Raw genomic sequence first — 13,308 nt, 5'->3', positions numbered from 1 at the left:
AGCGAAATAGTACAGCTAGCTTATTCGTGAGAAGTGAGAGGATTGCAGATCGAACACAGTAGAGGAAAAAATCTCCTTTATTTTCGAAAATGAGACGATTTTAAAGAAAATAAAGGAAGTATTTTCCTTTATCCTTACTGAAATTGCCCTAAAATGCCAAAAACAAGCGTTTATCACCAAAATAGAGGAATTAAGTTCCTTTATTTTATGATCTTGAGCGAATCCTGATGGAATAGGGGAACTTTTTTCCTTTATTGCTACCGAAGTGCTGAGATAGGCTGAAAACGCCCAACTGTAGCCCATGATGCTTCTGTTTAACACGAGCCTAATCACGATACTTGTGGCATACTCTTTATTTTCGTATAAAGTGCAACTTTTTCGATCATTGGAAGAGGTCCTAGGCTAAATTACTACAAAAGTGCAGCTTTTCCAGCCCAACTTCGCTTATCGAGCCATGGTAGGAGTGAATATCCGCACTTTTGCAGCTTTCTTCTTTTATCGGCATTCAATCATAAAAATAACTGCATTTCTGCAGTTTTAAGGTAACGATCTTGCAATCTTTAAATTACAGTACATGCTAAAGAAGTAAGAGCCTGCAGGTATGACTCTTACTTCCCATCACGCCAATATTTAGAACGTTCTCAGGACAATCACCAACAAAATGTAAAGCACTAAGATAACAGCAGTAGAAGTAAACAATCCACCAGCGCCAACACAACCACTCATTGCTATCCCTCCTCTCTACAGTAATATATGCGATAGCTGTATCGCCGCAAGTGCTTTTGCCTAATGATTCAGTAGTCATTTTAAGATCGTTTAATTGTTAACTGCAACAACTGCATTAGTGTTGTTCACTACCGGCGTTAACCACTGCCTGTTCGCTGCGAAAAAATTTACAGGAAGTGCAGCTCTCGCTACCTCATTTTGAGAGCACTGCCCTGACTGATATTTTTTAAATTAATTATTACCTAGTAATATTTATCCATTAACTGGCATAAATTTTCTCAGTCTACGAATTTTTAATGATTCTATCGATTGGAGGTTTTTTATGACCAGCCTTATTGGACGAATTGTCCTGGAGCCTTCCACCGTTCGTCCCGGAGAAACTGTACGCGTTGAAGTCTGCGGCAATGACAACAACCTGCTTAACGACAGCACTACAGAAGTTACTATTAACGGGGTACGCGGTTCTCTCCAGTACCTGCAGTTTCCATCCATTGGTCAGCGAAAGCTGACCGTGAATGCACGTACACCAAATGGTGAGATCGAACGGCAAGAAGTTCTCCTCAACGTGGAAGGTAGCCCCCTGACGTTCCCTTCGTTGCGTAAACGGAGCGATATCGCCATGTTAGGGATTACACAGTTACCCATGCAGCCTTATACTGCTGTCCTTACGTTAGGCTCTATTATTGACACTCGCACCCCTCATCAGGCGCAGACAGGGCCTTCTATATCTCCGAAAATGATTCAAGGCTTGGGAAAGGGCACTTTAGTACCAAGTATAGCGACACGAGGTATACTTGGACGCGCTATATCTGCTAATCAGAAAGCACTCGTTCGGACGGAAAGCAGACGACTCGTAAATCTACAAGCAAAAGGATTAAACCGGACTGCCAATGGCGTTCGAATAGCACCCGATACAATCAAGCGTCGATTGATCGGTGAGGTCTACGATCTAAGTAAAATTGATATCAAAAAAATTCTAGAAGAAGCACAGACAGATCCTATTGAATTTGAATGGGATTTTGGCGATGGCAACACCGCTACAACACGTACTCCCGTGGTCAGCCACGATTACTTTGCAGCTATCGACCACGCAACCGGCATCGGCCAATTCGTCGTCACCTGTCACGTCAAGCACGCTAGTCTCACAATCAAAAGGACACTGACCATCCACTCAGCATATGCGATTTGTAAAGGTACAGGCACAATCGTGCCTCATGTGACGGCTGACTTTTATGCTCAGAAGCGATATAACATGTTGACCGGCTTCTTCACAGTCTACAACGTGGAAAATGCTCCAATGATCCTTGATCGGGTATCGATTACTCCGCTTGCGACTGACGGTGAGGAAGCTGCTTTACCCAAAGCATTCACCCATCTGGATCGGCCCATTACGATTGCCGCTAAATCATCCTCCAGGATCAGCGTCAACGTTCCGTTCGTAACGAATACGCCTCAAGCCGGGCAACTTCGTTACGATGTTAAGAGCTTTTTGGTGCTATATGCAGGGACAGTAGAACGTTTTCCGGTACGATGCAGTGCTGTATTTGACGTCCCTGCTCAAGAGTGGAATCAAAAGCCGCGCCCTCTCACCTTACCTAATGTCCCGAAGCTAGAGCGCAAACCGTGGCCTTGGGAAATTGTTGAAGGTGCACTATCCAAAATCACTGATCGACCGAGTAACCCAAGTCAGCCGGGTCATACCGTGCTTGACCCACAGACAGGCACACTCGCTGTCTCTCTGGGGCCCTTGGGAACAAATATTAAATCACTGACACAAGGTAAAATCGATCAGGCATTTTCCTCTGTGTATGCACCCATCACTAAGTCATTAGAGGTTCACCGTTTAGCTGCCCCAACTGTTAAAAAACTACCAAATCAAATAGATACTACTAAAGTGATAAAAAACAACGTTACTATCGATGCCCTAAAAAAGCTCACCAAAAAATTGGGTGAAGGCATTCATACCATATCAGCCCCCCCATCACCAGGCCCTATTGCTGAAGGACAAATATGCGATCCTGACAACTTGACCGAGGAAGAATTAAAAGCAGCAGACGCAGGACAATTGGTGTGTCAAAGAACAGACGAAGTCCAAGAAGTGCTGATGCCGGCCCGTTGGATGAACGCGCGAAAGGGTGACTGCATCCTTTCACCCGGCGGCGATGGAATCATTGGCGGATTAATGCTGAACGTAAATCCGGCACAATGGTACAGCCATTCGGGAATCATGACGCGCAACTACGATGAAATCACCCACAGCACAGGCAGTCAGCAACGATTGATGGACCACCTGGTCGGGGTTGTCAGCGACGGTTCCGACGGTTTTGAACCAAAGGTGCTGAAATACATTTGGCCTGGTGCAGTGACCCAGACTGTGCAGCATTCGATCGAAGGCGAGAAATTCCCTGATCCCGAATATGACAAAACTTATTCTATCTCTTCATTCGGAGCGCATTCGGTCGGTGTTACCCACAACGATCAGTTCAAGATGATTCCTCCGCTAGTCGTTAAGCCTGATCCTTTGCAGGAAACACCAGCAGTACGTACGGCACTCCATGCCATCGCAACCGATGCACGAAACAACGCAGGACGGCCCGGAGTCAAACCAAAGTATCATTATCGATGGTATTGCTATACCGATCCAACCATAGGTCTCCGCGATCCAGAAGGTCCGGAAGCCGGTTGGGCAGAAGGCACAAGACCTTCGGTCTGTTCCTCTTATATCTGGATGCATGCCAAAGCGCATCAGGCACATCTTGAAAGCAGTCAGCCGCTAGTTACTCCAACAGACTTGGAACCAAGCGATATTAGTCAAGGTGCTAACATACGCCCCACAACTCCAGATGGGCTGTACAATTATTCTGCGAAGGAGCGCGAAAAAGCTGCGTATTGGCTATACGACAACATTTATAATATGGCATACGATAAAGCAGGCTGGTTCGGAGAAATTCTCACTGATGGTTCGGATGATATCGCCAATCAGTTCCTTAACGCTTTCGCCCATGATGTAGCTGACGGAAAAGATAGCGAAGACTGGAAAAATGTCACGGATGCCGACGCCGTATCGCCAGATGACATGTTATGGTGGGACGGTCCTGCACAAGGCGGGGTCTACGGATATGCTGAACCGGCAATTTACCGCGAGCCACGCGTAGAGAGCTATACAGTCAGCAGATGGAAAAAGGTATTAAACCGTGGAACCATTCGGGGGAAAGTTTTATATGAGTCTGGGCCTGTTGCAGGTGCTTTTGTTCAAGCCTACGATGGAAAAACAACCTATACTGATAAAAATGGGGTATATACACTTCAAGATGTCCCACTTGGAAAATATCTGCTCAAAAGCTCCAAGGTAATCGATGGGATTCTGTATACAGCAGAAGCCAACATCAATCTAAATATCGCCGACCTTGTTGTGGACATTCATCTTCAGCCACCTGCAGATCGCTATCGAATCGCCCAGATCTTTCTGGACTTCTGGGGGCGTGATGAGGAAACCATCGGGTCCGATGAAATTCTCAACCCCGGTCCAGAATACCTTGAGCTCGAGCTTGGTCCAGACAAACTCGCAAACTCCGCTCACCGCAAATACAAATGGGGCGGCGAGATGCGAGTAGAATATGCAATTACAGTACGCTTGCTCCTGAACAATACCATTGATGTTCAGGTACAAGGAACATTATATGAAGGCACAAGCGAGGACAATAACGATCTTGACGGTCAAGGCGGTCTCACTTTCCAAGTCGGCGTTGGCAACACAACCGGAGCTACCCTCACGATTACAAATACGGACGAAGAGGACGACGATGCAGGTATTTTGACCATTTCGGTCAAAAACGTTCGCAATAACAATTAGCTGATGCTGTGCGATTAATAATGAAAGGGCTGTCCGCGATTTGACGGACAGCCCTTTTTCAACAGCTCTTACTTGGTTTGCTTACTTCTTAAGCATTTGGAACACTTGCTCGACATCCTTATCACCACGGCCGGACAAATTCACGATGAGAATTTGATCTTCACCCATCGTTGGCGCCAGCTTCCTGGCGTGAGCGACCGCATGCGCGCTCTCAAGAGCCGGAATAACCCCCTCCGTACGGGACAATTCCTGGAATGCCTCCAGCACTTCCTCGTTGGAGACGGTCACATATTCAGCACGGCCTGAGACCTTTAGGTGACTGTGTTCCGGTCCAATCCCCGGATAGTCAAGCCCCGCTGCAATCGAATAGGTCTTCTTCGGTTGGCCCTCCTCATCCAGCAGCACCAGACATTTGAAGCCGTGGAGGACGCTCGGAACGCCTTCGGTCAAGCTCGGCGCCTGGTCAGGCTCGACACCGATCAAGCGAACGCTCGGTTCATCAATGTAATGGGCAAACGCACCAATCGCATTACTTCCGCCTCCGGTACAGGCTACCACCGCGTCCGGTAACCGCCCTTCCTTTTCGATGATTTGTCGCTTCGACTCTTCACTAATAATGGATTGAAAGTGCTTGACCATTGTGGGGAATGGATGCGGCCCGACAGCGGAGCCAAGCAGATAGAACGTATTTTTGTAGTTTCTCACCAGATCGTCCAACGCTTCATCCACCGCATCTTTCAACCGGCCTTGTCCTTTATGAACCGGAACGACGGTAGCTCCAAGCAGCTCCATCCGGAACACATTCAGCGCTTGGCGCCGCATATCTTCGGCCCCCATATAAATGACGCAATCCATATTAAACATGGCACAGGCCGTCGCTGTAGCGACTCCGTGCTGTCCGGCTCCGGTCTCGGCAATAATCCGTTTTGCTCCCATTCTTTTTGCAAGCAGAATTTGACCGATGGCGTTGTTGATTTTGTGCGCCCCCGTATGGTTTAAGTCTTCACGTTTAAGATAAATCTTGGCGCCGCCCCAAGCTTCGGACAACCGCTCTGCATACGTCAACGGACTCTCGCGACCGACATAATCGCGCAGATAATAGCGAAGTTCCTCATTGAACTCCGGGTCATCTTTAAATTTGTAAAATTGTTTGCTTAGATAGCTCAACACTTCTTGCAATTCCGGCGGTACAAAGCTGCCTCCAAATTCCCCAAAATACCCCTCTTGCTGCATTTGTTCACTCATAATGTAAACGCCCCCACAAAATAAAGATGGAAATATTTCCTTATCATCGTAGCATATATTCAAGACCGCCTCCACCGATCAAACCGATTTCGAAATCAATGAAGGCGAACTCTTTTCTTTTCTAGCATCGGAAGCTAACACCTTACATATTTTCGTTTGAAGCCAAGCTGCTCTTTATCTACCGCCTTTTGAATATTAGCGGATGCATTCAGGAACTTGCTTTTTGCGCTATCGCGATTAACTTCCACCGGGCCAACTTCCTTTGCGATCTCGACCGCCTTATCATGAAGCGGCAGATAGGAGACTCCCACGGTGTAAATAAAATTGTTCATTGAGTATTTCGTGCGTTCAGGGGCATCATGAATCGTATTTTTTACAAGTTCCAACATATCGGCTATGTTCCCTTCGGAAAATTCACTGTCCGGACGATTTCCGAGCAGCCAGCAATAACAGCTCCAGCCCGCCGACATTTTCAGCTCTATATCACTTGCAATCCATTTATCGGAAACTTCTTGTGCAATATCCGTTTCAGCCAAAGTTACGGCTACCACATAATCCGATAGCATATAAAAATAAGCTCCATCTATCCATCGTTCAAAATCCGCCTCAGTCATTGCCTTTGGATCTGCGATCACCCCTGCAAAGTACATAGCGTCGTAATTCCCTGTAGCATAGAGCTGCTCAGCCAATGGTTGGTTGTGTTTTATCTTCCTGAAGATGGGCTTCATCGCGCCTGTGGCCACGCCAAAAAGAGGTTCGTGCGCGCCATTGGATAGATATATCTTCTTGGTGCGTTCCTTGCCGAGAGCTTCAAGCTCTTTCATGACCACTTCTAGATCCATTGTTCGCACTTCCTTATCTCAGCAGGTTGTCGTGAGGAATTAAGCTTCTTTATTTGAATATAACATAAAGCAACTTTAATCCCAATCCGTATGTATTCAAAGGAGTCCCTGATTGTATTTATCTATTTTAATGTTAATTTAAACATAAGAGATGCAAACAAAGCGCTTCTTTTTTAGCAGTGTAAAGGCAAGATATCAGGAAATGCTGCAAAAATACAGTTTTATAAAAGTAGCCATGAAAGTATGAACAAAAGCCTGCACATTTGCAGGAATTTCAGGAATTCCGCATCGTCTTCCTTGCACCGCTATTTCTAGTTTTGACAGTAAGCCTACTTTTTGGGACAACCCCTTTTATTTTCATGGGAAACGCATCTCTATTGATCATTACCTGCTTATCCTCTTAATTGTGAGGGAGGAACTTAATATGAGTTTGAAACTGGCCTTGATTGAGGAATTACCAGGATCCGGGAAAACAACAACTGCTCAACTAGTTCATGAAATTTTAACGGAAATGAACAGTGGGCAGCAACCAAAAAAATGTTAAAAAAAAAAGCATGTACCCCGGAAAGATACATGCCCAACGTTGTTTTCGATGTCTTTGAAAGACATTAATCTTCTAGCTCATCCTCAAAATCATCATCATCCAATACGCATGGGTGCGGATTATTTTGAATAAAATGTACGGCATTTAATCCTATTATTTGAGCAGGTATGGATGTATTGCCATCTGGCAAAATAGGTGCAATCGAAAGATCCGCGACTTTAAGATTGGTTGTACCAAATACATCCAGCCGTCCATTTACAACTCCATCTTGGACGCTCGTTCCCATCTTGCACTGCCCGCCATAATGATAGAAATTTGAATACGAAGCTCTTACGAACTCACCAAGCTTCTGTCTTTTATCTGCTTCATCTGTTATTTGGAAAATTGCCTCCGGAGGGTACACCACATCTTTTATCCCACTATTATTTGATCTAGCCTCTTGAATAATATTGTACATATTAATATATTGATCCACCAAAAAGTCCAGATCATTTGTTGTCGTTTGTAATGGGTTAAAGGAAAAGGACGGAAGTGCTTCGGGATCGCTGTGAGAGGCCATAATAGTACCCTTGCTCCTTGGGTTAAGATCTATAAGACCAAAACTCATAACATTGATTTGCTTATTTTCCAAATCCAGCTCCCACCCATTGCTTGCCACATCTGAAGCTGGAATAAAGAGTGGTGCAGGAACTCCTAGAATTTGAAGGCGGCGGCTTTCCACTAAATTATCCTTATTTTCAGCTATAAATGCGCCTAATATAATCGGTTGGTTAAGATCAGCACCTACCACTGGTAGTATCTGTGATGTTTCTACTTCGACACCAAGTCCTGCATAGGCTCGATTTTGCAGATTATATCCTACATTTGGATTTTTAACCAATGGCGTAATCCCCGCTTTAAGTAAATCATTGGATTTTCCAATACCTGACCTTTGTAAGATAACGGAGGAGAAAAATCCTGCCGACACGATCACGCCTTTTCGTGCAAATGTTTTTTGGGAAACACCATTCCTAACGTACTGAACCCCACTTGCAATCATTTGACCGTTCTTGTTCTTAAATAAAATCTTGTTCGCCGTCGTTTTGGATAAAATGACCAGCTTCCTATTTCCAATCCCGTACTCATCAGGATAAAACTCATTACCCTGCGTAACGATACTTCCATTTAAATAGCCTGTTGCGGTAGATGAACGGGTAATTGTATTACGAAACTCCCTCTGGATAAATTGGGATTTATAAAAAGTACAGTCTCGTACTCCGGTGTTATAGTCCTCAACCTTATCAATCCCTAATACATTAGCTGCTGCATCTGCCAGTGTCTGGATGAGCCCATCAGAAGGTATATGCTGCTGCCTGACAAATATAGGCCCCCATCTTCCTCTCTCATTCGGACTTTGTGTTAGTCCCGTATAGAATTCATTTTGAATAAACAGGGAACGGATTTGGTCGTAGCTCCATTGGGGTTCATCAGTAAGGGCAGCCCATTCATCATACAACTCTTTACTCCCCCGAACAGCGTACATTTCGTTCACCTCCGAGCTCCCGCCAATGACCCTTCCATTGACCGTAGCCAGCTGTCGACCCAAAGGAGATTCTATTCTAGATAAAAGATTGAAGGCAAACTTATTATCGCTATGCTGAATAATGGCATTTAACACGCTTGCACTGCTTAACTGAGCTGTACTATTTACTCCAGGCTCAAGCACAAGTACAGAAGATCTCATGTCATCCGTCAATTTCTTAGCGACGATCCCCCCTGCCGTTCCGGCACCAATAACAATATAATCAAAAATGCTTTTTTTGCAGTTTTTCTGACTATGTCCCATTAATTTTTACACCTTCTTCTTAATGAAGTAACCTTACAGTTATAAAGATATGTAGACAAACTTTGATTGATATAGACAGAGTTCTTAATGAATGCAAACATTTTATGGCTGATCTTTACATTCAGGAAGCTTTATAACGAAAAATTGACCCAGAGCACGTCATTTGGGAAAGGTGTTCGCCATAATAAAGCTAAATAGCCCACGTCCGATAGATACAGGACGAAGGCTGCTTAACGTTTTTTATTTTCTTGGAATTGTTTACTTGACGGGGTGCGGATCTTCGAGAGAAGTTATCAAATCCAATCTGGCTAATTTACGTTCGTTCTTAGCTGGAAGTTATCTATTGACATTTTGTGGAGGATACTGTATATATTCAAAGCCAATACGAGGCAGCAGAGGAGGATTTGCATGCACAGAGTGATCAAAATCAGATTTACGCTCTTTTACGGTGAAGCACCTGAAGCAAAATGTTACGGGTACATGGAGTTGAATCAGGATGGCAATATGATCGCGCTCTACGATAAGTACGGTCAGGAAATAGAAATGTATGGCGGACATGAATATGTTAGGGTACAGACACTCGGCAAATTTAATAACGATGACCGTGATAATTTTTATTCCTTATTAGAAAGTGATGGAGTAGGATAATCTATCCTGAAATGCCCTAAATAGCAAATTGTCAGTCTCGGCCCGCTTCATAAATCTTCTGCGCCACCATAGCCGGCCTTGTAAGAGTGTCCGTAAAGTGGTCGCCGTCACCTACGATCAAGCGGAACTGACCAAGCCGTGAGGACATATGCGGGTGCCAGCCGAAGCCCTCTCCTTGCGGCAATACGTTATCTTGGTAGAAATAAACATAGCCTTTAGGCGTAGGCAGTGAGTAGAACACTTTAAGATCCAGCTTCTCAAAAAGCGGCTTAGCCGGTTCAGGAGTGACGCCTGCATACATCCGTTTGGCTTCCTCCAAGGTAGCCGTATTGACGAACAGATCCCGAAACAACGGAAACGGAAGCATGATCGTATCGTCCTTTGAGCTAGCCCTAAGCTGCTCGAACCCTTGCTTCATTTGAGGTGGTAGCTCGTCGGCAACCGATTGGCCATCTTTCAATACAAATGCATCCCAAAAGACGAGACGCTTAATACGATCTGATACCTGTTCGGCTGCCTTCTGAACTACTGACCCGCCAAAGCTGTGCCCAACGAGAACGATGTCCCGCAGGTCCAGCTTTGTTATAAAGTCGACTACGGACTTCGTGATCATCGCATGCGTAACGTTTTTGTTAGGATCTTCTCCGTGACCAGCATATTCCGGCGTATAGACGGCATGCCCATTCCTGCGCAGCACCGCCGCTATGCCATCCCAGAAGTGAGCGTCCGCCCAAGAGCCATGCACAAGCACGAAGGTAAGCCGCTGTTGCTTATGCATCCGGTTGCTTATATCCGATTCCAGGGCGTCATGCCGCCAATACCATCCACCTTCAGAATTAGGGGAGTAATACTTGTAAGGCATAAACCGGTAATCAGAATAGGGAAATTGATAAATTTCCGGGCGATAAGGGTACATGCACAAACTTCCTCTCAAATCGATATATATCAGCTTATGCCCAATACGTTCGAGAGGTTCACGCACTCGATCTACATGAGGCACCCCATTGGGTGCCATCGTTAACTACCTCGCCTTTTGCTGGATCTTGGACTACTACAATTCTCTTTTGCTTTCTTTAATATTCTCCTTTAATGACAAAAAAAGTGCCCCGAATGGTTCCAGCTAATTTGGACTTCTGTCTAGCAAACTTAAACTTCTCTTCTAGCTCCTTTGGTACCTCCATCCCCTCAGAAAGCTTAAAACCAACAGCCCGCTTCTTAGGGTCATCAACCGTATACAAGACGTTGACCTCCAGACCATCCTCATAAAAGACGTAGGCCCATTTGATATTTTCCACTTGAAAACGCGATGTTTCTAAAGGTTTGGCCGCAAACTCAATATTACGTTCTTCTTTCAAAACCCGGTTCACATAATCAAGGGTTTCCTGACTTTCACTAGCCGGTACAACCGTAAATTCATGCTTGTATTTATTCATAAAGTAACGGGCCTCATTAGCACGTAAACCGGCAAGCGCGTCTACTACAGGTGAAGACTCTAAACCAACCGTAGACACGTTTTTAAAATCAACGATATAGGACATTTAATTTCTCCTTTGATCTCATTATTTTCTGACAACAGGAATCCACATTTCACCATAGACCAAGCCGTCTCGCTGCCCCATCACAACTGTTGCATTTGGCCCGCCAACATAAGCAAAATGATTTACTTCTGGCAAGGCTTGTCCAAAGGCAATGCCAGCAAGCTGAATATTCAATTCATCATTCGTATTCGCTTCCCCTTTAACAACCAGGTATTCCCCCTTAGGAAACTCAATAACCCTGGAACCTTCTGATGCAGGTGCCGATGCCTCTGTCATGACACCAGCATAAAACATCATCTTGTTATTCACTGCTTCGTTCACGGCAAAAATGTAGTCATTTGTGGCCATGGCTTTTAAAGTGTCAAGTCTGCCATCTTTGCTGACTGACTGCCAAAAGTCTGACTTTTCCTTGTTTATGCCAACAAAGTCCCTGTAATCACTCTTCAGCTCAGTTCCAAGGCCAAAGACGATAAAACCCTCTTTTTCTTCTAGCGTATAATTTGCCATCATTCAAAACCTTCCTTCTTTTTTATTCATTTCATGATTTGCCTTCTTCACTTGATGGTTATATCATATCCTTAAATCATGTCAAAAAATGATACTGTTTAGGAGTTCCGATGAAAAAAGTTGAACGAATTAATACCATCATGCGATATATCAACAACCGGTCCCAATTTACCATTTCTGAAATCATGCGAGAATTTAATATCTCCCGTTCAACAGCCATTAGAGATATCCGAGAAATCGAGACCTTGGGGATGCCACTTGTTGCTGAGGTTGGAAGGGATGGGGGGTATTTTGTCATGCACAACTCTCTCCTGCCTGGTGTGCGTTTTACCGACAATGAGCTTAAAGCTCTTTTTATTGCCTTTATGGCTACAAGAAATGCACAGCTCCCCTATCTAAAAAGTCGCCAATCTTTGGCTGAAAAATTACTGGGCCTCATCTCAAATAACCAACAAGATGATCTTGTTCTTTTAAATAAAATCCTGCTTTTTGAAGGAACCAACCCACATAATCCCGACCTGCTTGAGCTTTCGGACCTCCCCCACCCTATGTTAGAAAAACTCATCCAAAGCCTTCTTGTGGATAGCTATTTATTGATTACCATCGAAGAAGAGAGAGTCATCAAGACATATGGAATCTATCTCTTGCACCTTTATCACGAAAAAAGTCTATGGTTGATGGAGGGCTTTGATTTGAAGGAGGAAAAGAAGAAGATCTTTCCCGTCGATGGGCTCACCGATGTAAGGCCTTACCCGCAGAAGAAGAGATTAAGTCAGAAAAAGATTTTAGAAAAACTAAATAAGCAACAGGAAGAAATCAACCTTGTCCTTGAAGTGGGTCCAACAGCTATAGCACAGTACAAAAAATACCATCCTTTAAAAGCTTCAATTTCCTATACAAATCCATACCAAGCCACAGCCATTCTAAAGGCTTTTGTTAATGTGAAGAAACTCGAAGAGTTGATTGAAATGACAAATTGGCTCCTTTTCCTGGGTGAAGATATCAAAATCAAGGAAGCGCCAAAAGAAGTGTTGGAAGGTTTACAAGAAAGAGTAGGTTGTCTTAAAGAAAAGTTGAGTAGATAGAAACAGCCTGGCGTGAAAAAGCAGAAAAAAAAATCATTTACTTATAATGAAGTTCTCTGCGCTGTCTGTAACGGCAAGTTATGAAAAAGGCCATCCTTTTAGGATGGCCTTCACTGTTTAAGAAGATAAAAAAAGAGTCCTGAAATTTTTCAAGACCTTATTCAACATCATACCAAACGGAGAATTATAAGTCTATATCTTTTTCACCATATATGTAAAAATGTGTTTCGTAAGTATATGATGTGGGAGGGAATACAGGAATGATTCCAACATGCTTTTCAGATTATTACTCAATGATACCCTTGCTGAATGAGGTTACTGAATGGTCACTGTTAAGGAAATGGGCTCTTTCAGAAGTCTATAGAGTAAAGTTGGCAACTGGTGAAACACGCATAATTAAATGGGGCGGGAGTGAAATGGCGAGAGAAGCTGGGATTTACCGAGATTTAGTGCATCCATTACAACTCAAAGCCCCACAGATTTTTGAATTTGTTC

At 44.2% G+C, this 13,308-nt stretch carries 11 protein-coding genes; 4 read left to right on the top strand and 7 right to left on the bottom strand.

What is annotated here, in order from left to right; all coding sequences use genetic code 11:
• Positions 1-630: 630 nt before the first annotated feature.
• Positions 631-726 (bottom strand): YjcZ family sporulation protein, encoded by a 96-nt coding sequence (locus BLS49_RS25065; protein WP_217640080.1) that lies wholly within the window; start codon positions 724-726, stop codon positions 631-633.
• Positions 727-1,048: 322 nt separating this feature from the next.
• Between BLS49_RS25065 and BLS49_RS23670 the strand changes: the two genes are divergently transcribed.
• Positions 1,049-4,579 carry a hypothetical protein gene (locus BLS49_RS23670; RefSeq protein WP_091236464.1) on the top strand — a complete coding sequence of 1,177 codons (3,531 nt, stop codon included), beginning with the start codon at positions 1,049-1,051 and terminating at the stop codon, positions 4,577-4,579.
• Positions 4,580-4,660: 81 nt separating this feature from the next.
• On the opposite strand, the gene trpB is transcribed toward BLS49_RS23670, so the two are convergent.
• The 3 genes from trpB to BLS49_RS23655 all read right to left on the bottom strand — a co-directional run bounded on the left by trpB (position 4,661) and on the right by BLS49_RS23655 (position 9,035).
• On the bottom strand, positions 4,661-5,824 hold the full coding sequence (trpB, locus tag BLS49_RS23665; protein WP_091236462.1) for a tryptophan synthase subunit beta: 1,164 nt from the start codon (positions 5,822-5,824) through the stop codon (positions 4,661-4,663).
• A gap of 134 nt (positions 5,825-5,958) precedes the next feature.
• Positions 5,959-6,666, bottom strand: coding sequence for a DNA alkylation repair protein (locus BLS49_RS23660; RefSeq protein WP_091236460.1), 708 nt, complete (start codon positions 6,664-6,666; stop codon positions 5,959-5,961).
• Between the two features lie 608 nt (positions 6,667-7,274).
• A complete protein-coding gene (locus tag BLS49_RS23655; RefSeq protein ID WP_091236459.1) occupies positions 7,275-9,035 on the bottom strand; it encodes a GMC family oxidoreductase in 1,761 nt (586 codons plus the stop codon).
• A 408-nt stretch (positions 9,036-9,443) separates the two neighbouring features.
• Here BLS49_RS23655 and BLS49_RS23650 point away from each other — a divergent pair, with 408 nt between their 5' ends.
• Positions 9,444-9,683, top strand: a complete 240-nt coding sequence (locus tag BLS49_RS23650; RefSeq protein WP_091236457.1) for a hypothetical protein — start codon at positions 9,444-9,446, stop codon at positions 9,681-9,683.
• A gap of 31 nt (positions 9,684-9,714) precedes the next feature.
• Here the strand turns inward: BLS49_RS23650 and BLS49_RS23645 are convergent, their stop codons facing one another.
• The 3 genes from BLS49_RS23645 to BLS49_RS23635 are packed head-to-tail and all read right to left on the bottom strand — an operon-like array spanning position 9,715 to position 11,728.
• Positions 9,715-10,698 carry an alpha/beta fold hydrolase gene (locus BLS49_RS23645; RefSeq protein WP_245742760.1) on the bottom strand — a complete coding sequence of 328 codons (984 nt, stop codon included), beginning with the start codon at positions 10,696-10,698 and terminating at the stop codon, positions 9,715-9,717.
• 58 nt (positions 10,699-10,756) lie between these two features.
• Positions 10,757-11,221 (bottom strand): phage tail protein, encoded by a 465-nt coding sequence (locus BLS49_RS23640; RefSeq protein ID WP_091236453.1) that lies wholly within the window; start codon positions 11,219-11,221, stop codon positions 10,757-10,759.
• 21 nt (positions 11,222-11,242) lie between these two features.
• The gene (locus BLS49_RS23635) at positions 11,243-11,728 is read right to left on the bottom strand and encodes a GyrI-like domain-containing protein (protein ID WP_091236467.1); all 486 of its coding nucleotides are present in this window, start codon (positions 11,726-11,728) and stop codon (positions 11,243-11,245) included.
• A gap of 110 nt (positions 11,729-11,838) precedes the next feature.
• On the opposite strand from BLS49_RS23635, the gene BLS49_RS23630 reads away from it, so the two are divergent.
• Together BLS49_RS23630 and BLS49_RS25060 are read left to right on the top strand one after the other, a co-directional pair.
• Positions 11,839-12,813 (top strand): helix-turn-helix transcriptional regulator, encoded by a 975-nt coding sequence (locus BLS49_RS23630; protein ID WP_091236451.1) that lies wholly within the window; start codon positions 11,839-11,841, stop codon positions 12,811-12,813.
• A gap of 260 nt (positions 12,814-13,073) precedes the next feature.
• The coding region (locus tag BLS49_RS25060) for a hypothetical protein (RefSeq protein WP_217640079.1) at positions 13,074-13,308 on the top strand (235 nt) is incomplete at its 3' end.

It is taken from the genome of Fontibacillus panacisegetis (genome assembly GCF_900102215.1).
Lineage (GTDB): Bacteria > Bacillota > Bacilli > Paenibacillales > Paenibacillaceae > Fontibacillus > Fontibacillus panacisegetis.
This window is presented reverse-complemented; position numbering and strand designations above follow the sequence as displayed.